The 19,986-nt window shown below is 70.3% G+C and carries 19 protein-coding genes; 6 read left to right on the top strand and 13 right to left on the bottom strand.

From position 1 onward, the window contains the following. Positions 1-90: 90 nt before the first annotated feature. The 9 genes from ACYVIO_RS38780 to ACYVIO_RS38740 all read right to left on the bottom strand — a co-directional run bounded on the left by ACYVIO_RS38780 (position 91) and on the right by ACYVIO_RS38740 (position 9,633). Positions 91-1,263 carry a GNAT family N-acetyltransferase gene (locus tag ACYVIO_RS38780; RefSeq protein WP_460655998.1) on the bottom strand — a complete coding sequence of 391 codons (1,173 nt, stop codon included), beginning with the start codon at positions 1,261-1,263 and terminating at the stop codon, positions 91-93. A gap of 23 nt (positions 1,264-1,286) precedes the next feature. Beyond that, complete coding sequence (locus ACYVIO_RS38775; protein WP_460655997.1) at positions 1,287-2,042, bottom strand: lysostaphin resistance A-like protein; 756 nt, start codon at positions 2,040-2,042, stop codon at positions 1,287-1,289. Positions 2,043-2,111: 69 nt separating this feature from the next. Continuing rightward, positions 2,112-2,573, bottom strand: coding sequence for a hotdog fold domain-containing protein (locus ACYVIO_RS38770; protein WP_460655996.1), 462 nt, complete (start codon positions 2,571-2,573; stop codon positions 2,112-2,114). An 88-nt stretch (positions 2,574-2,661) separates the two neighbouring features. Beyond that, positions 2,662-3,423, bottom strand: a complete 762-nt coding sequence (locus tag ACYVIO_RS38765; RefSeq protein ID WP_460655995.1) for a YebC/PmpR family DNA-binding transcriptional regulator — start codon at positions 3,421-3,423, stop codon at positions 2,662-2,664. Positions 3,424-3,455: 32 nt separating this feature from the next. Then, positions 3,456-4,043, bottom strand: a complete 588-nt coding sequence (gene pdxT / locus ACYVIO_RS38760; RefSeq protein WP_460655994.1) for a pyridoxal 5'-phosphate synthase glutaminase subunit PdxT — start codon at positions 4,041-4,043, stop codon at positions 3,456-3,458. After that, positions 4,040-4,603, bottom strand: a complete 564-nt coding sequence (locus ACYVIO_RS38755) for a DUF6891 domain-containing protein (protein WP_460655993.1) — start codon at positions 4,601-4,603, stop codon at positions 4,040-4,042. The genes pdxT and ACYVIO_RS38755 overlap by 4 nt, the downstream gene beginning before the upstream one ends. 20 nt (positions 4,604-4,623) lie before the next feature. Further along, positions 4,624-7,221: an ATP-dependent helicase HrpB gene (gene hrpB, locus ACYVIO_RS38750; protein ID WP_460655992.1), complete on the bottom strand. Its 2,598-nt coding sequence runs from the start codon at positions 7,219-7,221 to the stop codon at positions 4,624-4,626. 78 nt (positions 7,222-7,299) lie between these two features. After that, on the bottom strand, positions 7,300-8,199 hold the full coding sequence (gene pdxS, locus ACYVIO_RS38745; protein ID WP_460655991.1) for a pyridoxal 5'-phosphate synthase lyase subunit PdxS: 900 nt from the start codon (positions 8,197-8,199) through the stop codon (positions 7,300-7,302). A gap of 78 nt (positions 8,200-8,277) precedes the next feature. Further along, positions 8,278-9,633, bottom strand: coding sequence for an aminotransferase-like domain-containing protein (locus ACYVIO_RS38740; protein WP_460655990.1), 1,356 nt, complete (start codon positions 9,631-9,633; stop codon positions 8,278-8,280). Positions 9,634-9,707: 74 nt separating this feature from the next. Here ACYVIO_RS38740 and ACYVIO_RS38735 point away from each other — a divergent pair, with 74 nt between their 5' ends. Then, positions 9,708-11,366, top strand: coding sequence for a bifunctional 3'-5' exonuclease/DNA polymerase (locus tag ACYVIO_RS38735; RefSeq protein ID WP_460655989.1), 1,659 nt, complete (start codon positions 9,708-9,710; stop codon positions 11,364-11,366). On the opposite strand, the gene ACYVIO_RS38730 is transcribed toward ACYVIO_RS38735, so the two are convergent. Beyond that, a complete protein-coding gene (locus tag ACYVIO_RS38730) occupies positions 11,348-12,316 on the bottom strand; it encodes an RNA polymerase subunit sigma-70 (RefSeq protein WP_460655988.1) in 969 nt (322 codons plus the stop codon). The genes ACYVIO_RS38735 and ACYVIO_RS38730 overlap by 19 nt on opposite strands. Beyond that, positions 12,313-12,801, bottom strand: coding sequence for a hypothetical protein (locus ACYVIO_RS38725; protein ID WP_460655987.1), 489 nt, complete (start codon positions 12,799-12,801; stop codon positions 12,313-12,315). The genes ACYVIO_RS38730 and ACYVIO_RS38725 overlap by 4 nt, the downstream gene beginning before the upstream one ends. 77 nt (positions 12,802-12,878) lie before the next feature. Between ACYVIO_RS38725 and ACYVIO_RS38720 the strand changes: the two genes are divergently transcribed. Together ACYVIO_RS38720 and ACYVIO_RS38715 are read left to right on the top strand one after the other, a co-directional pair. Next, positions 12,879-13,739 (top strand): S-methyl-5'-thioadenosine phosphorylase, encoded by an 861-nt coding sequence (locus ACYVIO_RS38720; protein WP_460655986.1) that lies wholly within the window; start codon positions 12,879-12,881, stop codon positions 13,737-13,739. Further along, positions 13,736-14,755, top strand: a complete 1,020-nt coding sequence (locus ACYVIO_RS38715; protein WP_460655985.1) for an NAD-dependent epimerase/dehydratase family protein — start codon at positions 13,736-13,738, stop codon at positions 14,753-14,755. The genes ACYVIO_RS38720 and ACYVIO_RS38715 overlap by 4 nt, the downstream gene beginning before the upstream one ends. On the opposite strand, the gene ACYVIO_RS38710 is transcribed toward ACYVIO_RS38715, so the two are convergent. After that, positions 14,745-15,908 (bottom strand): sensor histidine kinase, encoded by a 1,164-nt coding sequence (locus ACYVIO_RS38710; protein ID WP_460655984.1) that lies wholly within the window; start codon positions 15,906-15,908, stop codon positions 14,745-14,747. The two genes, ACYVIO_RS38715 and ACYVIO_RS38710, sit on opposite strands and share 11 nt — an antisense overlap. Then, complete coding sequence (locus ACYVIO_RS38705) at positions 15,905-16,603, bottom strand: response regulator transcription factor (RefSeq protein WP_460655983.1); 699 nt, start codon at positions 16,601-16,603, stop codon at positions 15,905-15,907. The genes ACYVIO_RS38710 and ACYVIO_RS38705 overlap by 4 nt, the downstream gene beginning before the upstream one ends. Positions 16,604-16,714: 111 nt before the next feature. On the opposite strand from ACYVIO_RS38705, the gene ACYVIO_RS38700 reads away from it, so the two are divergent. Genes ACYVIO_RS38700 through ACYVIO_RS38690 form a run of 3 tightly spaced genes read left to right on the top strand, consistent with a single transcriptional unit; the run spans position 16,715 to position 19,973 of the window. Continuing rightward, a complete protein-coding gene (locus ACYVIO_RS38700; RefSeq protein ID WP_460655982.1) occupies positions 16,715-17,374 on the top strand; it encodes a glycosyltransferase family 2 protein in 660 nt (219 codons plus the stop codon). After that, on the top strand, positions 17,371-18,612 hold the full coding sequence (locus ACYVIO_RS38695) for a DUF2064 domain-containing protein (RefSeq protein ID WP_460655981.1): 1,242 nt from the start codon (positions 17,371-17,373) through the stop codon (positions 18,610-18,612). The genes ACYVIO_RS38700 and ACYVIO_RS38695 overlap by 4 nt, the downstream gene beginning before the upstream one ends. After that, complete coding sequence (locus ACYVIO_RS38690) at positions 18,609-19,973, top strand: glycosyltransferase 87 family protein (RefSeq protein ID WP_460655980.1); 1,365 nt, start codon at positions 18,609-18,611, stop codon at positions 19,971-19,973. Before ACYVIO_RS38695 ends, ACYVIO_RS38690 begins: the two co-directional genes overlap by 4 nt. Positions 19,974-19,986: the final 13 nt, after the last annotated feature.

The raw sequence follows: 19,986 nt of genomic DNA, 5'->3' as shown, positions 1-19,986 counted from the left end.
GACCACCTCCGAACGTTTGTTCGACAAAGACTATGCAGGTGGTCCCACCGCGACGAAATCGACGCGCCGCGCTCCTGTGGACAACGGCGATCAGAAGAAGTCGAGCATGTACGCCGGAGCGCCACCGAACGCCGTGTCGAGCAAGCCGTCAGCCGCCACCGACCCACCGACTGCCAGACCGGCCGCGCGCAGGGAAGCCAGCGGCGTACCGGCGTACAAGGCAGACAGTCCGCGCGACCCGAGCCGCAGTGCGTCGCCCGATCCGGAGGACGGCATCAGCTTGCCGGAGCCGTCGGCCACGGACAGGTGCCAGCGACCGGAGTGGGCCGGCACCTCGGCGTCGTCGAGCTGGAACTCAACCTCAACCGCCGCACCAGGCGCGAACCCGCGAGCGGCGATCGCAGCCGGGGCGTCGAGCAGCCTCAGCATCCAGTGCTGGACGTGAGTCTCCTTGTCCGCCTCCAGCTGCGCCAGCAGGTGCACCGGGTCGTTCGGCGAGATGTAGGCGTGCACGGACCGAGCCGTCGACGAGCCGGAGCCGACAGTGGCCCACAGCGCCCGGGCGGTCGTTTCGGAGTGGGCGATGAGCTCGTCGACGCGCAGGTTGTTGCCGTCCCAGTTGTAGACGACGAACCCGTCGTCGGCGAGGTAGGCGAAGGTGTCCTCGTCGTCGGCCAGCCATTCGGCCACCTTCGACTCCGGCCAACCCAGTACGCCGCTGGCGCGCCCGCCCTCATGCGCCTGTGCGACCAGCTCCAGGAACCGCCCGGCGTCAGCAGGACCGGCCCGCCGGATGTCGACGCCGCGACCGCCCAGCGACCGCAGATCCGCCGCCTGGAAGGAGAACCGGTACCGCCCGCCGCCGAACTCGTAGCCGAGCTTCCGGTAGATCACCGTGGTCGCCGGGTACAGCGCGGTGAGCGGGAAGCCCCGGTCGATGCTCCGCTGCAGCACTCCGCGCATCAGCATGCTGCCGACGCCACGCCCCCGGTACTCCGGCGACACGACCACGCCGGCGATCCCAGCCATCGGCACCTGCCGCCCGCCCCACCACTGCCGGAAGTCCCAGATCCGCGACGCCGCGACCACCTCGTCGCCGTCCACCACCCCGACGTACCGGCCGTCCTCCAGGAACTCCACCGCGTCCTTGCGCCACTGCTCCCGCGAGGAAGCGGGCAGCGGCCCGAACGACCGAGCTCTCACTCGCAGTACGGCGTCCAGATGGTCCTCGGTGATGTCGACGAGTCGCAGCGCATCAGTCACGCCCAGACCCTACGACGAGCCCCTCAGACCAGCGACACCAATATCCCCATCGCGTTCACCGCACCGTGCACGGTGACCACCGGCCACATCCGCCTATACCGGCTCCACAGGTAGCCCAGGAACAACCCCAGCACCCCCTGGTTGACCACTACCGCCGCCAGGTCGACGGCCAGCTCACCACGTCCCTGGATACCGATGTGCCAGACCGACCAGAGCAGTGAGGAGATCACGATGGCCGGCCAGGGCCCGAGCAGCTGCTCCCAGCGCGTCTGCAGCCAGCGCCGGTAGAACACCTCCTCCAACAGGCTGTTGACCAAGAAGACCACCAGCATCGTCACCACCAGCTCCAGCGCCGCCAGGTCGGGCCGCGAGCCCTCCTGCGCCAGCGGACCGACGTACGTGAGCAGCAGCCAGGCACCCACTGGCAGGGCCGGAGCCCAGCGCGCAGTAGCCGGCCACAGCGCTGTCGGCTTGCCGCCGAGCCATCGGAACACAGCCAGCGGCACCACGAGCAGCAGGAGCAGCTTCCACACCTCGAAGAGCCCGAAGAGCTTCAGCAGTACGGCGAACGCGAGCGCGAGTCCGGTCAGGATCCAGGCCTGGCGGCGATCCGGCACTCCCCCGGCCTGCCGCTCGAGCTGCGGCGGAGTCAACCGGATCAGCAGGATGCCCACTGCCGCCGGAATCCAGCGCAGCCACATCGGCTGGGTGTCGTCGCTGTCGGCGCTGTAGCGGATGTCGGTGTTGCCAGTAGCAACCAGTACGGCGACCGCCGCCACTTAGACGAGGACTCCCCCGGCCAGAACCCATCGCCTCATCGGGCGGATTGTTCCAGCCGGGCAGGTCAGCTACTTCTTGTCGGTGACCCAGAGGTTGATCGTGCCCTCGACAACTACCGTGCCGTCGGTGCGGGTGGCTTTGACGCGGACCGGTACGTCGGGGCCGGCGGTCCAGGCGGTCGGGTCGGTCTCGGCCGTGCAGGTCAGGTCCGAGGTGGACTTGGCCAGGTAGGCGACGTCCATACCCTTCGGGAGCCAGCGTTTGCCGGTCGGGACGGTCGCCTCGGCGAGGGCGCCCATCGCGGCCTCCAGGCCGTTGCAGACGGCGATCGCGTGCACGGTGCCGATGTGGTTCTGCACCGCGCGGCGCTTGGGCAGCACCAGGGACGCGAAGTTCGGGCTGACCTGGACGAAACGCGGCCGGATCGACCCGAAGTACGGCGCCCGCCGGCTGAACGCGAACGAGAAGATCCGCGGACCGCCCGGGACGGTGCGCAACCGCTCCCACATCGCCAGCACCTGAGTCGCCATGCGGCCGATGTTACCCGTGAGTTAACAAGCACCACAAGACAGCAGCGGCGCCCGGGAGGCATCCCGGGCGCCGCTGGTCACAACACTGTCAGCCGACCTCGGCCATGACCTCGTCGGAGACGTCGAAGTTCGCGAAGACGTTCTGCACGTCGTCGCTGTCCTCGAGCGCGTCGATCAGCCGGAAGATCTTGTTCGCGCCGTCGGCGTCCAGCTCGACCGTCATCGACGGGACGAACGACGCGTCGGCCGACTCGTAGTCGATCCCGGCGTCCTGCAGCGCGGTCCGGACCTTGACCAGGTCGGTCGCCTCGCTGATCACCTCGAACGCCTCGCCGAGGTCGTTGACCTCGTCGGCGCCGGCCTCGAGCACGGCCTCCATCACGTCGTCCTCGGAGTAGGTCTTGCCGTCCTGCTCCTTGTTCACCACGATGACGCCCTTGCGGTTGAACAGGTACGCGACCGAGTTCGGGTCGGCCAGCGAGCCGCCGTTGCGCGTCATCGCGGTCCGGACGTCGGCCGCGGCGCGGTTGCGGTTGTCGGTCAGGCACTCGATCAGCATCGCCACGCCGTTCGGGCCGTAGCCCTCGTACGTGATCGACTGCCAGTCCGCGCCACCCGCCTCGGCGCCGGAGCCACGCTTGACCGCGCGGTCGATGTTGTCGTTCGGGACCGACGACTTCTTGGCCTTCTGCACCGCGTCGTACAGGGTCGGGTTCCCGGCCAGGTCACCGCCGCCGGTACGGGCGGCCACCTCGATGTTCTTGATCAGCTTCGCGAAGAGCTTGGCGCGCCTCGAGTCGATGACCGCTTTCTTGTGCTTGGTGGTGGCCCATTTGGAGTGGCCTGACATCGCGAACCCAACCCTTCTACCGCCGAACAGACTTAGAGGTCACGCACCAGGTCGGCGAAGTACCCGTGCAGCCTGGCGTCCCCCGTCATCTCAGGGTGGAACGACGTGGCCAGCAGCCGATCGTGGCGAACCGCGACGATCCTACCCATCGCCGGTCCAGACCTCACCGTCGACAGTACCTCCACGCCGGGCCCGACCCGCTCCACCCACGGTGCCCGGATGAACACCGCGTGGTACGGCGCGTCGAAGGCGGCGAACTCCAGATCGGCCTCGAACGAGTCCACCTGCCGTCCGAACGCGTTCCGCTGGACGGTGACGTCGAGCCCGCCGAGCGTTTCCTGGCCTTCGATCCCGCCGTTGATCTGGTCCGCCAGCATGATCATCCCGGCGCACGTTCCGAACACCGGCATCCCGTCCGCGATCCGCTTCTGCAGCGGCTCGAACAGGTCGAACGACCGGGCCAGTTTGTACATCGTCGTGGACTCGCCGCCGGGCAGTACGAGCGCGTCGACCGCTTCCAGCTCGGACGGCCGTCGTACGGGCACGGCCTCCTCGCCGACCTGGGCCAGCATCTGCAGGTGCTCGCGGACGTTGCCCTGCAGTGCGAAGACGCCGATCACAGCTCGACCCTCCGCTGCCAGCTCACGGTGACCTCGATGCGGCCCTCGTCGAAGGTCGCCGGGAGCTCCCGCTCGGTCAGCAGAGCCAGTACGTCGTCCAACAGCGGCTCACCGGGCGCGACGTTGGCGGTGTCGGGGTGCCAGACCTTCAGCTCGAGCATCCCGAAGTCCACCGCGTGCCAGACGTCGGTGTCGGTGAAGAACACCAGCCCCTTCGGATCCGTCGCCGCCTCCAGCGCCCGGCGGGCGTCGTGATGGTCCGCGCAATAGCGAACGACCACGATCCCCAGCGACTCCAGCTCGGCCAGTACGGCGTCCAACCGGTCGGGCGCGGTCTCCGCCGGCCAATCCGAAGCATCAGCCCGCAGGTCAGCCAATGCCTCGGCAATCAGCTCCGGTACGACGACCGCCGGGTCCGCCGCGGGCGCGTCCTCCTGGACGGCCTCGGTCAGCGCAGCCGTCACCGCGGCGCGGTCCGCGTAGCCGGAACGGACGAGCACGCGAGCGAGCCCACGCAGCTCGCGAGCAGTCCGCTCGCCCGCCGCAGAAAGTACGTCCATGGTGTTCAGGTTAGCTCCGTTCATTGGCGCGGTTTCACGCGTTTGGTCGGTACGGCGGTGAGTGGGTCTTCGGGCCACGGATGGCGCGGGTAGCGGGCTCGCAGGTCGGCGCGGACCTGTGGATAACCCTGTTTCCAGAACGAGGCGAGATCGCTCGTGATCGCGACCGGTCGGCGGGCAGGCGACAGCAGGTGCAGCACGACCGGGACGCGACCATCGGCGACGGCTGGCGTGGCAGTCCAGCCGAAGACCTCCTGCAGCTTCACTGCGAGGACCGGCGGCTCGACGCCGTCGTACGCGAGTCGTACCTCGGAGCCCGAGGGGACCTTGAGCCGTTCCGGTGCGAGTTCGCCGAACCGGGTTGCCGCGGGCCACGGCAGGAGTCGCCGGAGCGCCGATGCCACGTCGATGCGGGTCAGATCGCCCGAGCGTCGGACCGAGGCGAGCTCGGTCCCCAGCCATTCGTCCAGGTTGGCCAGCAGCGCTTCGTCGTCGACCGCGGGCCACGGGGCTCCGAGGTGGGCGTGGCAGAACGCGAGCCGCTCCCGCAGAGCGACTGCGGCCTCGGACCAGCGCAGTACAGACAGCCCGCTTCGCCGGATCCCGTCGCGGACGGCCGCTTGAACGAGCAGCCGGTCGGGCTTGGCCAGCGGTACGTCGTTGAGCACGATCGCACCGAGCGCCTCGACCCGCCGCGTCACGATCCGGCCGTCGTCCCAGCGGATCTGATCGGTGGTCGCGAGGAGATCGCCCGCGATGTCCCGCGCGGTCTGCTCGTCGAGCGGCGCCGCGGAACGGATCCTCGCGTCGGCACGACCAGGCGCCCGATCAGCCACCGCAATCGCCAGCCAGGCCGTGGTCCGCAAGGGAGACTGCGGATCCAGAGCGGCACCTGTCCCACCAGACATCTGGTACGTCGCAGAGTCGGCCCCGCGGATCCGAGCGATCCGATCCGGATAGGCCAAGCCGACCACGATCCCCGCCGCAAGATCATCCGGTACGGCGGCCACGCCGCGACCAGCCTGCGGCGCTCCGTCTCCACCCGACGGACGCGTTGGGTTGGCCACGGCGCTCCCACCGACCGCCGATTGCGCTCCGGCCCCACCCGACGGGTCGCCGGTCGTCCCTCGGCCGAGGCGCTTCGTCTCTTCTCTCCAGCGGGCTGTAGCTCCGCGGTCCTCGCCGCGCCGCAGCGCTCGCCAGCGAGCCGGCAGATCATCACCGAAGTCCCGACCGGAATCGTCCGAGAGCATCGCGACCACCTCACGCGCCCGATCAGCACCGACCCTCGGCGTACCGTCCAGCAACGCACGCGCCAACCGAGGATGCGCCCCGACCGCCGCCATCCGACGTCCTCGCTCGGTGATCCGACCGCCGTCGTCGATGGCATCGAGGCGGCGCAGCAACTCGGTGGCCGCAGTCATCGCCACCACAGGCGGCGCCTCGAGCAAGGTCAGCCCGTCACCACCAGGCGCACCCCAAGCCGCAAGGTCAAGCGCGAACGCGGCCAGATCGGCGATCGCGATCTCCGGCGCCGGATGATCGTCGAGATGCGCGTGATCAGTGGCAGACCAGCACCGGTAGACCCGCCCAGGCGCCTCCCGCCCAGCACGCCCCGCACGCTGCTCGGCCGACGACTTCGAAACCCGGCACGTCACCAACGCCCCAAGTCCACGCGACTGATCCGTCCGCGGCTCCCGAGCCAGCCCCGAGTCCACCACCACCCGAACCCCAGGCACCGTCAGCGAACTCTCCGCAACCGACGTAGTAACCACGATCCGGCGCGCAGCGCCCGGCGCCAACGCGCGATCCTGCTCGGCCCTCGACTGACGACCGAACAACGGCAACACATTGAGGTCGGCCAACCGCCGAGTCACCCCGTTGATCTCGCCCTCCCCCGGCACGAACACCAGAATGTCGCCCTCGTTCTCCGCCACCGCCCGCCGTACGACGGCCGCAACGTGATCCAGCAGCCGCGGATCCACCCGCCCACCAGGAAGCAGCGGCACAGGCACCGGAGGCGGCGCCCACTCGACCCCCACGTCGAACAACGCAGCAGACGCAGTGATCACCGGCGCCGGACCCGCAGCACCCAGAGCGCGACTCAACCGAACAGTGTCCGCAGTAGCCGAAGTCGCGACGATCGCCAGGTCCTCCCGCAGATTCGCCCGCACATCGAGACAGAACGCCAGCAGCAGATCAGCATCGAGATGTCGCTCGTGACACTCGTCGATGACGATCGCCGCAACCCCCGGCAACTCCGGGTTCTGCTGCAACCGCCGTACGAGCAACCCGGTCGTCACCACCTCAACCCGCAGCCCTCGACCGCCACTGCGCTCACCGCGCATCGCATAGCCAACCCGCTGCCCGAGCGGCTCACCAACCAACATCGCCAACCGCGCAGCCGCCGCACGCGTCGCCATCCGGCGCGGCTCGGCGACAACGATCGTGCCGCCGAGCGCATCACCCAAGGCCAGAGGCAACAACGAGGTCTTCCCCGACCCAGGTGGTGCGACCAGCACCGCCGTACCGGCAGAACGCACCGCATCGACCGTGGCAGGCAGCACCGCCCGAACCGGCAGATCCGCCCCCGGCACCGAGGCTTCAGGAAGTAGCACGCCCCGACGCTAACCGACCGCCGGCGCGGAATCCGCGCGGCTCATGCCGCCGCCGGCGGCATGAGCCGGAACACCTCTTTACCAGCCGCGGTCGGCGAGGCGGTGGGGCTGCGGGATCTCGTCGACGTTGATGCCGACCATCGCTTCGCCCAGACCGCGGGAGACCTTGGCGATCACGTCGGGGTCGTCGTGGAAGGTGGTGGCCTTGACGATCGCCTCGGCGCGCAGGGCCGGGTTGCCGGACTTGAAGATGCCGGAGCCGACGAACACGCCCTCGGCGCCGAGCTGCATCATCATCGCGGCGTCGGCCGGGGTCGCGATGCCACCGGCGGTGAACAGCACCACCGGGAGCTTGCCGAGCTGAGCGACCTCCTTGACCAGCTCGTACGGCGCCTGCAGCTCCTTGGCGGCGACGAACAGCTCGTCCTCCGGCAGGTTCTGCAGGCGGCGCAGCTCCTGGCGGATCTGGCGCATGTGGGTGGTCGCGTTGGAGACGTCACCGGTGCCGGCCTCGCCCTTGGAGCGGATCATCGCCGCGCCCTCGGTGATCCGGCGCAGCGCCTCGCCCAGGTTGGTCGCGCCACAGACGAACGGAACGGTGAAGTTCCACTTGTCGATGTGGTTGGCGTAGTCGGCCGGGGTGAGCACCTCGGACTCGTCGATGTAGTCGACACCGAGGCTCTGCAGCACCTGCGCCTCGACGAAGTGACCGATCCGAGACTTGGCCATCACCGGGATGGAGACCGCGCGCACGATCGAGTCGATCATGTCCGGGTCGCTCATCCGGGACACGCCGCCCTGGGCGCGGATGTCGGCCGGGACCCGCTCCAGCGCCATCACCGCGACAGCGCCGGCGTCCTCGGCGATCTTGGCCTGCTCGGCGGTGACGACGTCCATGATCACGCCGCCCTTGAGCATCTCCGCCATGCCACGCTTGACCTTCGCGGTACCGGTCTGCGGTGCGGTCGTCTCAGTCACTTCGGGTCCTCCTGGTCAGAACTGGGGTACGCCTCCAGCCTAGGACTCCGACCGCTGCCGGTTTCAGTCCACCTTGAATCAACTGGACTGAGCGATCGCGGTGGTCAGCCGGGCCACGACCAGCCGCAGCGTCGCAGGAGGCGCGGTGAACGGGATCCGCAAGTGCCGCCGGTCGGTGCCGTCCGGCGTGAACAGATCACCGGCGCCCAGCAGCAGCCCCTGCTCACGCGCTGCCTCCAGCACTCGACGAGCCCGTACGTCGGTGAGCTCCAGCCACAGGGTCATGCCACCGGTGGGAGTCGCCCAGGCCACTCCGGGCACCGTCTTCAGTCCAGTCTCCAGTGCGGTCAGGTTGGCCCGGAGCCGGGTCTTGCGCCGTGAGATCACCCGGTCGAACCGGTCCAGGATCGCCAATGCCAGCAGGTCGTCCAGCGCACTGGGCGACGTCACACTCAGGTGCGCCGAGGTGTTGATCCTCCTGCGCAGCTGGCGACCGGTCCGGACCCAGCCGACCCGCAGGCCTCCCCACACTGTCTTGCTGAGCGAGCCGACGCTGACAGTGCGCGGATAGCGACTCAGCGGGTCGGCCTGCTTGCCGCTGGCCAGCCAGAGGGGTCGCATGGTCTCGTCGCTGATCAGCGCGGCGCCGTACCGCCGGGCGATCTCCACCACCGCCGTACGCCGGTCCGCCGGCAGGCTCAGCCCGGTCGGGTTGTGGTTGTCGGCCTGCAGATAAATGACCTTGGGCTTGTGGCGCCGGCAGAGGTGAGCGAGTTGGTCGGTGTCCCAGACACCAGCAGGCCAGCCGACGACGTCCAGCCGGTGGTTGCGCAGCAGGTCGAAGGCCGCCGGGTACGTCGGGGTCTCGGTGATCGCGACGCCCGGTCCGAGGTCCAGCCCGGCCAGGGCCGCGTTCAGCCCAGCCGCCGCACCAACCGTCAGCGTGAGCTGCCCCGGCTCGGTCGGGACGCCTTCGGACGTCAGCCGCTCGGCCAGCGCCGTACGCAGCTCCAGCGAGCCTCCCGACGGCGGTCCGTCGCCGCCCATCGCCTGCGGCAGCCCCTCGGCCACGATCTGCGCCGCCACCTCGGCGACATCATGCGGAGCCGCCGTCGTAGCGAACCGCAGGTCCAGCAACGGCTGGTCCCCCGGCGTCACCGTCGACACCGGAGCGATCGGGTCCAGCAGCCGGTCCAGCGGCCGCACATGCGTGCCGGACCCCCGCCTGGTCTCCAGTACGCCGTCCGCCCGCAACTGGTCGAGCGCCCGGACCACCGTCACCCGACTCACCTCGAGCCGCTCCGCCAGCACCCGCTCCGACGGCAGCCGCGACCCGATCGACAGGTCCCCCCGCTCGATCCGCCGCAGCACCAACGCCTCGACCTGCTCGGTCCGGTTCCCGTCCGCCGGGTCCAGATCACTCCCCCGCCACATGAGTCCAGTCTGACACCACTGGCCTGATGAGACTGAATGATCGGACTGTCGGTGGCGGGTGCGAGGATCTCCGTGTGGACGAGAGATGGGCGATTGCTCCGACCGAAGGCGGCGGCGCACTGCTCGTTGCCCTTCATCCGGACGGTCAGCCCGCCGGTGAAATCGTCCAAGAAAGCGACCTGGCAGCTGCCGTAGCTTCCCGGCCACACGTCACCCGCTGGGTCTGGCGCTCGACAGCCGAGATCTACCCCCGCCTCCTGGCCGCCGGCGTACGAGTAGAGCGCTGCTACGACATCGAGACCGCCGAAGGCCTCCTCCTCGGCCACGCGGGCCGGCTAGGCGAGCCACGCTCAGCAGCCGCCGCATGGGCGCGCCTGACCAACCAGCCCGTCCCACCCGACCCACCGATGCGCGCCACCGAACCAGGCGGCGAGCAGTCCTCCCTCTTCGACATCGAGACCGAGCCGCTCCCCTTCGAAGCGCTCCTCCGCGTCTACGCCGACCAGCTCCGTCGCCACCACGACACCGAGCACCCGGACCGCATGCGCCTGCTCACCGCCTCCGAGTCCTCCGGCTGGCTCATCGCCGCCGAGATGGACCGAGCTGGCCTCCCCTGGAGCGCCGAAGGCCACCGTGCCCTCCTCACCGAGCTCCTGGGCGACCGGTACGCCGGTGGCGGCGAGCCGCGCCGCCTGACCGAGCTGGCCGAGCAGGTCTCCGCCGCCTTCGGGAGGCGCGTGCGACCGGACCTCCCGGCCGACGTACTGAAGGCGTTCAAGCAGGCCGGCCACCAGCTCAGCTCAACGAGACGCTGGGAGCTGCAGACCATCGACCACCCCGCGGTCGAGCCGCTGATCGAGTACAAGAAGCTCTACCGCATCTACACCGCGAACGGCTGGACCTGGCTGCACGACTGGGTCCACGACGGCCGCTTCCGCCCCGGCTTCGTCCCCGGTGGCACTGTCTCCGGCCGCTGGATCACCAACGGCGGTGGCGGCCTGCAGATCCCGAAGGTGATCCGCCGCGCGGTCGTCGCCGACCCCGGCTGGCGGCTGGTCGTGGCCGACGCCTCCCAGCTCGAGCCACGCATCCTGGCCGCGATCTCCCGCGACCACGCCTTCATGCAGGTCGCCGGCGACGCCGCCGACCTCTACAAAGCGGTCTCGGACAAGGCCTTCGAAGGTAATCGCGACAAGGCCAAGATCGCCGTGCTCGGCGCCATCTACGGCCAGACCTCCGGCGACGGTCTGAAGAACCTGGCCGACCTCCGCAAGCGATTCCCCAAAGCCGTCCAGTACGTCGACGACGCCGCGCGCGCCGGCGAGGAGGGCCGCCTGGTCCGCACCTGGCTCGGCCGCACCTGTCCCCCGTCCGGCTCGCAGCTCGACGCCGCGCAGCTGGAAGGTCCGCCCGCCGACGAGCCGCAGGTGGACGGACGCCGGGCTCGCGCCCGTGGCCGCTTCACGCGCAACTTCGTCGTACAGGGCAGTGCTGCCGACTGGGCGGTGCTGATGATGGCCGCGCTGCGGCAGTCGATCGCGACGCTCAAGGCCGAGCTGGTCTTCTTCCAGCACGACGAGGTGATCGTGCACTGCCCCGCCGACGAGGCCGAGCAGGTCGCCGCCGCCATCCAGGCCGCCGGCGACCTCGCGGGAACGCTCTGCTTCGGTACGACGCCGACCCGCTTCCCGTTCGGCACCGCGATCGTCGAGTGTTACGCCGACGCCAAGTAGCCCGGCAGCCCCAGCAACGCGAAGTCCACGCCCTCGAACGCGGTCATCTCGGCCACCAACCCCGCCTCGACCCGGAACACGGTCACCGCGAACGGCCGGAACCGATCGTCACCCGGCGAACGTAGGTAGGCCGCGACCGCCGGCTGCCGATTGAAGCCCACAGCAACGAACCGCCAGGCGCCCCGGTTGACCGGCCCGCCCGGCGCGAAGTTCGCCGCGAACACCTGCTCCGCCCTGGACCGCCCGCTGTACCAGAACGGGTACGGCGGCATGGTGACCCGCACGTCCTCGTGCATCAACGCCGCCAGCCCGGCAGCGTCCCCCGCCTCGAAGGCCGCGATGTACTTCGCTACCAAGGCCTGCTCCCCAGCGGACGGCGAAGCCGACCACTCCGTACGCCGTTCAGGCAGGTGCTCCCGCAGTATCGGCCGCGCTCGCTGCAGCGCCGAGTTCGCGGCCGCCACCGACAGGTCGAGCACCTCGGCGGTCTCCTTGGCCGACCACCCGAGCACGTCCCGGAAGATCAGCACCGCCCGTTGCCGCGGCGGCAGCTGCTGGATCGCGGTCAGGAACGCCAGCTCGATCGTCTCCCGCCGGATCACCTGCGCGTCCGGCTCCTCGGCCCGGTCCAGCAGCACGTCCGGGAACGGCTGCAGCCACGGCAGGTCGTCGCGGGCCGGCAGCGCCTCAGCAGGGAACGACTCCGGCTCCAGCTGGTACGGCAGGACACGGGAAGCACGGCGTACGTCGTCGATGCAGGCGTTGGTCGCGATCCGGTACAGCCAGGCGCGCAGACTCGACCGCCCCTCGAAGCTGTCGCGGGACCGCCAGGCGCGCAGGTAGGTCTCCTGGACGAGGTCCTCGGCGTCGTCGTACGAGCCGAGCATCCGGTAGCAGTGCACCCGCAGCTCGTGCCGGTAGCGCTCGGCCTCCGCGACGAAGTCCGTCAACTGCCGTCCTCCAGCTCGATCGTGCCCGGCATCGGCGCGTGCCCGGCCAGCCGGAACCAGGTGACCAGCCGCCGGGTCCGCAGGTCGCGCGTGGACACGACGATGTCGTTGTGGAACCGCCGAGCCAGCTGCACGCGCCGTACAGCGGCCGCCAGCTCCCCCGCCCACGGCTGCTCGTCCGTACCGGTCGCGGCGATCGCTCTGGTCAGTGCGGACTCCCGCTGCTCCCGCTCCTCGTCCGGCGCGGTCCTGGCCCGGTGGGCGGCGTCCAGCAGGAGCAGCGACGAGGCAGGGTCCAGTACGCCGCTGCCGGCCAGCTCGGCGACCAGAGCGGACCGGCGGGCCAGCTCGGTCTCCAGCCGGGCCCGGGCGGTGGCCACGCGGTGGTGCAGCCGGTCGAGCCGGCCGACTGTCCAGCTGCCGTAGAGGATCACCACCAGCAGCACGGCCGCGCCGGCCAGCAGCAGTACGCCAGTGAACTCCACGCCCCCATTCTTACGGGCCGCTGACGATCCCCAGGAATCGCCCAAGGGCCCGGCGACCAGCCAATAGGTTCGAAGGCATGGCAGAGATCGGTGTGATCGGTGGTTCCGGCTTCTACTCGTTCCTGGCCGACGCGCGGCCCGTCGCGGTCGAGACGCCGTTCGGCCCACCCAGCGAGCCGCCGGTGGTCGGCGAGGTGAACGGCCGCGAGGTCGCCTTCATCCCGCGCCACGGCGCCGACCACCGCCTGCCGCCGCACCGCGTCAACTACCGCGCGAACCTGTGGGCCCTGCACTCCCTCGGCGTCCGCACCGTGCTCGGCCCGTGCGCGGTCGGCTCCCTGCGCCGCGAGCTCACGCCGGGCACGATCGTCGTCCCCGACCAGTTCGTCGACCGCACCTGGGGCCGCGAACACACCCTGTACGACGGCGAGCAGCGCCCGGTCGTCCACGTCTCCCCCGCCGACCCGTACTGCCCGGTCACCCGCAAGACGATCGTTGCTGCCGGCAACTCGACCGCGACCGGCGGTGGCGTGGAGAACGGCGTGGTCGACGGCGGGCCGGGCAACGCGATCGTCGACGGCGGCACCATGGTCGTCATCAACGGCCCGCGGTTCTCCACCCGCGCCGAATCCCAGTGGCACGCCGCGCAAGGCTGGTCCCTCGTCGGCATGACCGGCGCCCCCGAAGCATCCATCGCGCGCGAACTGGCGCTTTGCTACACCTCCGTCGCCGTCGTCACCGACCACGATGCCGGCATCGCCAGCGGCGAGGGCGTCACCCAGGCCGAGGTGTTCGAGGTCTTCGGCCGCAGCATCGAGCGCCTGAAGGCCCTGCTCACCGACGTGATCGGCCAGCTCCCGACCGGCGACTGCACCTGCCACCACTCCCTCGACGGCACCGCCGCCGAGCACCTGTGGACAACCCAGGCGGCCCGATGAGAGTCCTGCTCACCGGCGGCGCCGGCTTCATCGGGCAGCATGTCCGCACCCAGTTGCTTGCCGAGGGCCACACCCCAGTCGTCTTCGACTCACTCCGCCCCGACGTCCACACCACCCCGCCCGCGATTGACCTGACCGTCGGCGACATCCGCGATCCCGCCGCTGTCGCCGCCGTGCTGCAAGGCGTCGACGTGGTGATCCACCTGGCCGCGAAGGTCGGCCTCGGCGTGGACCTCGACGACATCGACGACTACGTCTCGAGCAATAGCCTCGGCACCGCCGTACTGCTCAAGCAACTCGCCCACAGCAACGTCCGCAATCTCGTCTACGCCAGCTCCATGGTCGTGTACGGCGAAGGCCGCTACGAGTGCGACAGCCACGGCCTGGTCGCGCCCGGCCCCCGCCGTACCGAGGACCTGGACGCCGGCCGCTTCGAGCCGCCCTGCCCGATCTGTGGCGAGCAACTGCGCCCCTGCCTGGTCGACGAGACCGCACCGGCCGACCCGCGCAACACCTACGCCACCACCAAGCTCAACGGCGAGCACCTGGCCTCCACCTGGGCCCGGGAGACCGGCGGCCGGGTCGCCGCGCTGCGCTTCCACAACGTCTACGGCCCCGGCATGCCCCGCAACACCCCGTACGCCGGAGTCGCGTCGCTCTTCCGCTCGGCACTCGCCCGTGGCGAGGCCCCGCGGGTCTACGAGGACGGCGGCCAGCGGCGCGACTTCATCCACGTCCACGACATCGCCACCGCGGTGACAACAGCCGCCACGACTGTGCAGGACGCGCCCGCCTTCACGGCGTACAACGTCGGCAGCGGCACGGTCCACACGATCGCCGACCTCGCCACGGAACTGGCGACCGCGCTCAACGGCCCGAAGCCTGTCGTCACCGGTCAGTACCGGCTGGGCGACGTCCGGCACATCACCGCCAGCTCCCAGCGCCTGCGCGACACTCTGGGCTGGAAGCCGACCTACGACCTCGCCACCGGCGTCGCGGACCTCGTCAGCCGTTGACGGGTGCGTTCACCTGCGGCAGATCGATACTGAACGCACAGCCGCCCGGCACGTTGTTGACCTCGATCGTGCCTTCGTGCGACTCGACCACTCCCCGAGCGATGGCCAGCCCCAGGCCTCCACCACTGCTGTCGGCGGAAGTCGCGGCCGGCGTCCGCTGCTCGTCGCCACGCCAGCCGATGTCGAACACCCGCTCCAGGTCGTCGGTGGGGATGCCGCCACAGCCGTCGATCACAGCCAGCCGCACCCGGCCGTCAGTCTCACGGTCGACCGCTACCTTCACCGTGCCGCCAGGGGCCGTGTGCCGGATCGCGTTGCCCACCAGGTTCGTCACAGCGCGCGTGAGCTCGTCGGCATCGCCGTGAACAGCCAGGCGGTCGTCGTCGGCCGGTGCGGACACAGCCACCGTCACCCCGTTGGCACGAGCGTGCTCGGAGGTCTCCCCCGCCACGTCCTCGGCCAGCTCCCGCAGGCTGACCGCCGACCGGCGCCGCGGCGGCGGAGCGGCCGACAGCCGGGACAGCTCGAACAGGTCGTCCACCAGCCCGGTCATCCGGTCCACCGTGGTCCGCATCTGCCGCAGCGCACCCGGCGCATCCTCGATGACGCCGTCCTCCAACCCCTCCGACAGCGCACGCAGCCCAGCCAGCGGTGTACGGAGGTCGTGGGACATGAACGCGACCAGCTCCCGCCGGCTGGACTCCAGAGCGCGCTCCCGCTCGCGAGAGGCCGCCAGGCGAGCCCTGGTCGACTCCAGCTCGTCGGTCAGGTCAGCCAGCTCGGCAGGCACGTTGCCGTTCGTCGCCACGCCCACTGACTCGTACGACGTACCGAGGTCTCGCAGGCGACGTCCGACATCGCGTGAGCCCGTGCTGATCCAGTGCGCGAGCACCACGGACATCGCCAGGCCGAGCAGCCCGGAGAACGCCAGTGTCCAGAGCACTACCAGCGAGTCGTGCGCCGAGATGAACATCGCGCGCACGCTCTGGCCGACCGCCGCGAGCGCTGCCGCCAGCGGAGCCAGCGCGACCACGATGATCGTGACCCGCAACGACCGCCGCCTGAACTGCCACAGCACCGCCGCACCGATCGCGCCGACCACCAAGGTCCACAGCGCGGTCAGCGCGAGGATCGTGACCTGGTCGCGGTTCACTGCGCCTCACCCGCGAAGCGGTAGCCGGTCCGCGGCACGGTCAGCACCAGCTTCGGGTCGGACGGGTCGGCCTCGATCTTCTCGCGCAGCCGGCGGATGTGCACGGTGACCGTCGACGAGTCGCCGAAGTCCCAGCCCCACACGCGCCGCAGCAGCTCGGCCTTCGTGTACGCCTTGCCCGGGTGCGCGACCAGGAACGCCAGCAGGTCGAACTCGCGATGCGTCAGCGACAGCTCGCCCCCGTCCAGCGTCGCCGTCCGGGCGGCCGTGTCGACGATGATCGGACCGGAGTGCAGCTTGGTCGGCGTCAGGTCCAGACCGGCCAGCCGCTCCTCGCGACGCAGCATGGCCTGCACCCGCAGCGTCAGCTCGCGCGGACTGAACGGCTTGACCACGTAGTCGTCCGCACCGAACTCCAGCCCGACCAGGCGGTCCTCCTCCTCGCCGCGGGCCGACAGCATGATCACCGCCGCGCCGTCGTCGGCAGCACGCAGCCGGCGCAGCACCTCCAGGCCGGACAGCCCGGGCAGCATCACGTCCAGTACGACGACCGACGGCTTCCACTGCTGCCAGACCTCGACCGCTGTCACGCCGTCCGCGACCACGCGGGCGTCGTACCCGGCCTTGGTCAGGTACGCCGAGACGACATTCGACACGGTCGGGTCGTCGTCCACCACGAGCACACGAGTAGCCACGGTAAGAGCCTAAGTCGTCCGCCGGACCGGTCCGGCCAGGTGAACCGTCCGTAAGCGACCTGTAGCCACCAGATGCGCCGCAAGCCGCCGAAATCTCCCTACGGTCGAGGTGTGTCTGCTGCCGAGGTCGATCTGATCCTGCCGTGTCTCAACGAGGCCGCGGCCCTCCCATGGGTGCTGGGCCGGTTGCCGGACGGCGTCCGGGCTGTTGTCGTGGACAACGGTTCCACCGATGGCTCGGCGGAGATCGCCGCGCAGCTGGGAGCCACTGTGGTGTCGTGCACGACCCGCGGGTACGGCGCGGCCTGCCACACCGGGCTGGAGGCGGCGACCGCCGAGGTGGTCGCGTTCCTGGACGCCGACGCGTCGCTGGACCCCCGCCAGCTGGTCCGGGTCACCGCGCCCGTTCTGTCCGGCCGCATCGACCTGATGGTCGGGCGGCGCCGGCCTGTCGGTCGCAGTGTCTGGCCGTGGCACCTGCGGCTGGCCAACGCCGAGCTGTCCCGCCGCATCCGCCGTCGGACCGCCGTACAGCTGCACGACCTCGGTCCGATGCGTGCTGCCCGGCGTGAGGCGCTGCTAGGGCTTCAGCTGGTCGACCGGCGCTCTGGCTACCCGCTGGAGACAGTGGTGAAGGCCGCCGACGCCGGCTGGCGGATTGCCGAGGTCGACGTGGACTACCTGCCCCGGTCTGGCCGCTCCAAGGTCACCGGTACGCCGTTGGGTGCTGCACGCGCCGTGAAGGACATGTCGAAGGTGCTGGCCCGTTGAACACGCTGATCGTCATCGCCAAGGAGCCGCTGCCCGGCAAGGTCAAGACCCGGCTGCAGTCCGAGTTCACCCCGCAGGAGGCGGCCGCACTTGCTCGGGCGTCGCTCTCCGACACCCTGGCCGCCGTCAGCGCGACTCCTGCGAACCGGTACGTCGTGGCGCTCGACGGCCAGACCGGCCCCTGGTTGCCGGACCACTTCGCCGTTGTCGCCCAGCGCGGCAACGGACTCGACGAGCGCCTGGCCGGTGCCTTCGAGGACGCGTACGACGGGTCGCCGATGCTGCTGGTCGGCATGGACACCCCGCAGGTGACGCCGGCCCTGCTGAGCACCGACTGGGACGGCCACGACGCCGTACTAGGGCTGACCGAGGACGGCGGGTACTGGTGTCTCGGACTGCGCGCGCCTGACCGGTGGGCGCTGGTCGGCGTACCGATGTCGACCGAGCACACCGGCCGGGACCAGCTGACCCGGCTGCAGGCACTGGGCTACAAGGTGAAGCTGCTGCCGAGTCTGCGCGACATGGACACCCCGGTGGACGCGGCAGTGATCGCCGCGGCGTACCCGGAGCTGCGGGTGTCCCGGCTGCACAAGCGGCTGCAGACCTCGGCGCACCCGGCCCTGCTGTTCGAGCGAGCGCTGGACGGCCTGGAGGTCGTTGCTACCGGCACCGACGGGCGAACGGTCCCGTCACTGAGTGAGGTGGACCGCTGGAGCGCTCCGGCCGATGAGGCGGACCGACTGGCGCTCAGCCGTTGCGAGGGGCCGGTACTGGACATCGGCTGCGGGCCGGGCAGGATCGTGACAGCCCTCGCCGAGCAGGGCATCGCGGCACTCGGCGTGGACATCTCCGAGCAGGCAGTCCGGCTCACCACCAAGCGTGGAGCTCCCGCACTGCTCCGGCCGGTGGAGTCGGCTCTGCCCGGCGAAGGCCGCTGGGGCAGTGTGCTGCTGATGGACGGCAACATCGGCATCGGCGGGCAGCCGGAGTCGCTGCTGCGACGGTGCGCCGAACTGATCCGCCCCGACGGCATGGTCCTGGTCGAGGTCGATCCGGACGACGACCTCGACGACACCCATCCGATCGTCCTCCGTACGACGACCGGCCGCCGCTCCCATCCGCTCCCCTGGGCGCGCCTCGGCACCCGCGCCGTCCTCCGCCACGCCTACGCCGCCGGCCTGCACCCGACCGAGGACTGGCGGACCAACCACCGCGCCTTCCTCACCTTCCGCCGGTGAAGCCTGACTTGGTGAGCAGCCGCCGGTCGATCAGCACTCCGGCGGTCCTCCTCCTCGCGGTCGCCTGCAGCACGGCCGTCATCCTCACCGCCGCCCACAACTGGCACCCCAACCTCTTTCTAGTAGGCACCACCGTCCTGCTGCTCCTGCTGATCAAGTTCGCCCGGACCAAGTCCGTCCTCCTCCTCTTAGCCGGCGCAGCCCTCTGCCAAGTCCCCGGCCTGACCCACGCCCCCATCACCAGCACCGACGCCTACAGATACGTCTGGGACGGCCGAGTCCAACTCTCCGGCTCCTCGCCGTACTCGCACGTCCCCCTGGACGACGCCCTCGCCAAACTCCGCGACCCGATCCTGTTCCCCGGACTCACACCCCAGGACCGCACCGGCGTTACCGCTCCACCGACTGCTGACGCTCCCGTCGACGACGACCCGCGCACGAGGATCAACCGCCCCCAAGTACCGACCATCTATCCACCAGTCGCCCAGGCCTACTTCACCGTGGTCGCCCTGGTCACTCCCTGGTCAGCAGGCACCTTCGGCCTGCAACTAGCCGCAGCAGCGATCGCCGTCGCGCTCACCTGGTTACTCGCCGTAGAGCTGCGGCGACGCGGACGCGATCCACGCTGGGCGGCGCTGTGGGGTTGGTCACCGATCGTCGCCCTGGAGGCCGGCAGCGCGGCGCACGTCGACGTGCTCGCAGCGCTGCTGATCGTCGTGGCCCTCACCCGCCGCCGCACCTGGCTGATCGGCCTGTTCCTCGGCGCGGCCGGCGCCGTCAAACTGCTCCCGCTGCTCCTCCTTCCCGCCATCCCGAAGCTCCGCCCCAAATTCGTTGCCGTCGGCACCTTCCTGGCGAGCTACGTCCCACACCTGGCCGTGGCCGGCGCGCTCGTCGCCGGATTCCTGCCGGGCTACCTGAACCAGGAGGGCTTCTCCGACGGCAGCTCCCGATTCGCGATTCTCGCGCTGGTACTGCCCCCTGAGGCACGCCAGCTCGTCGCCGGGGTCCTCGCGGTCGGGCTGGCGTTGCTTGCCATCAGACGGCACGGACGCGAGCCGGTCGCGGTCACCTGCTGCTGGCTGTACGGCGCAGCGCTGCTCGTCGCGACGCCGACGTACCCCTGGTACGGCCTGCCCCTGATCGCCCTCGCCGTACTCGCCGGAAGGATCGAGTGGATCGCCGTACCGCTGGCCGCGTACTGGTCCTACGCGAGCTACGGTCACGACCTCCGGCAGGGCCTGATCCAGCTCGCCGCGCTGACCGTCGTTGTCATAACGATCACGCTGCGTCACCGCCCGGACGCGCTTTCCCGGTTGATTTCTGGCCGCACCGCTCGGACACTGATCCGGGCGCCGTAGCCACGGAGCCTCG

Source organism: Kribbella endophytica (assembly GCF_054781295.1).
This window is presented reverse-complemented; position numbering and strand designations above follow the sequence as displayed.

What these genes read in the sequence shown, in the direction of transcription:
- ACYVIO_RS38770 (WP_460655996.1), bottom strand. Translation starts at nt 2,573, where the DNA reads ATGGCGACTCAGGTGCTGGCGATGTGGGAGCGGTTGCGCACCGTCCCG.
- ACYVIO_RS38765 (WP_460655995.1), bottom strand. Translation starts at nt 3,423, where the DNA reads ATGTCAGGCCACTCCAAATGGGCCACCACCAAGCACAAGAAAGCGGTC.
- ACYVIO_RS38755 (WP_460655993.1), bottom strand. Translation starts at nt 4,603, where the DNA reads ATGGACGTACTTTCTGCGGCGGGCGAGCGGACTGCTCGCGAGCTGCGT.
- ACYVIO_RS38740 (WP_460655990.1), bottom strand. Translation starts at nt 9,633, where the DNA reads ATGTGGCGGGGGAGTGATCTGGACCCGGCGGACGGGAACCGGACCGAG.
- ACYVIO_RS38720 (WP_460655986.1), top strand. Translation starts at nt 12,879, where the DNA reads ATGGCAGAGATCGGTGTGATCGGTGGTTCCGGCTTCTACTCGTTCCTG.
- ACYVIO_RS38715 (WP_460655985.1), top strand. Translation starts at nt 13,736, where the DNA reads ATGAGAGTCCTGCTCACCGGCGGCGCCGGCTTCATCGGGCAGCATGTC.